1 protein-coding gene is annotated in these 1565 nt (G+C 45.8%); it reads right to left on the bottom strand.

The features are described from left to right. Window positions 1–955 (bottom strand): outer membrane beta-barrel protein (locus Q0294_RS18870; protein ID WP_299468553.1); only part of this gene is annotated, 955 nt, incomplete at its 3' end. Between the last annotated feature and the right edge of the window lie 610 nt (window positions 956–1565).

Below are 1565 nucleotides of genomic sequence, written 5' to 3'. Positions count from 1 at the left end.
ATGATAAAGCAAGGTTGATGCTGGTCGCTTTATCGCTACTGACCCAGCCGATTCCAGCCAGCAATTCGGCATCGTCATTCGGATCTTCCCAGGCATCCCAGCCACGAGCGACTCCCGCCAGCAATTGCAGTTGTTCGTTGACTTGGAAAGTCGCCAGAAAACCGGTATGAGTGAAAGGTTCGCCATATTGCATCGAATAAGAGTGCGAGTAGAAGAAGTTGTCCGGTGCGGTTACTTTTTCATAACCGATCGGTGTGTAGAAGTGACCTGCTTTGATACTGACGCCTTCCAGCCAGGGAATATACAGTTCAGCATAAAGCTGCGGCATCGCCAGTCCGTACAGGGAATAATTATTGAGACCACTCGTGCGGGGACCATTTCCGCTATTCCAGTGGGGTGATCCGTCAGAATGCGTTTCCAGGCCTGTGGCGGTGGTAAAAAAGTAATCGGTACCGTAGAGCAGGTCGGCACGGAAACCCCAGTCCAGTTCGTCGCCACCAAAATCAACAGGGCGTTCCATGAACAGGTACAACTGGTTCATCTGATACTCATTGGAACGATCATTGAAGGTCACAGGCAGGTTGGAATTGTTGGAAGGTTTCTGGAAGTTTCCCGTAAATCCCTGATCGAGCCAGCCACCCATTCTGATGCGTTGTGAGTTCAGCGACGGATAGATTGGCGAATTCTTCATCAGGAACTGGTCGAGAAAATTACAGCACTGACATTCCGGCTGACAGATCGCATCAACGCAGTCAGCCGCGCATTGGCCATCTGTGTTATAGTCAGATGAGTCAGAAGTGTTTAATGATACGGGCTGGTAGATGCTTTGGTCTTCTACCAGAGGGGTATCATTAGCATAGGGATTCTCCAGTCGGTTTTCCTGACCGAAAACGAAACCGGGAATACAAATTGCCAGGCCAACCACAATCCATTGTGAGATTTTTTTTATTCGCATCTTATTCCAACTCGTGCGATAACATGGCTTATTAACTGCGAATCTATGTTTACATGTCGCCGGAAGTTTACCAAAACCCTCATCCTCAAGGGCAGAGTCAAGGCACTTCCACTTTCATTTTCGGCTGGGATGACTCCAAAATCGGATACTAATTATTTGTAAAGTGATCTCTTCACAGTGAATTCGCGGTTTAAACGTTAGCCTCACTGCTGATTTACCTATTTTACTAAATCTGTCTTGTCTACAGAACTACTGCGATAGCGGGAATGGAATCGGAATCACATCACACAGATTACTCCTGCCACTGCGGCTACCGGTTAATTAAAATGTACAGATTTGATTACAGAATTGTTTCCTAAGTTGAACATTTCTGTTGAGTTAACGCATCATTGCTGCCCATCCCATTTACTGAACAGGACTGACATCTTTGTGACGACCTTTACGATGGTCCTACAACCTGAACAGGATTTACCAAACGGTGCAAATTGCCTGTTTTATTGATTGCAATTGGTTCGTGCGTGGGCAAAGATATTTCAAATATTGCATTATTAGCTGTATTCTTTAGCCAAAATCTCGTACGCAATAAAGAAAATCCTTTTATTCTGCGAGC

This window comes from uncultured Gimesia sp. (genome assembly GCF_937919775.1).
In the GTDB taxonomy this organism is placed as follows: domain Bacteria; phylum Planctomycetota; class Planctomycetia; order Planctomycetales; family Planctomycetaceae; genus Gimesia.
Note: the sequence above shows the minus strand (reverse complement) of the source record. Positions and strands in the feature narration are given on the sequence as shown.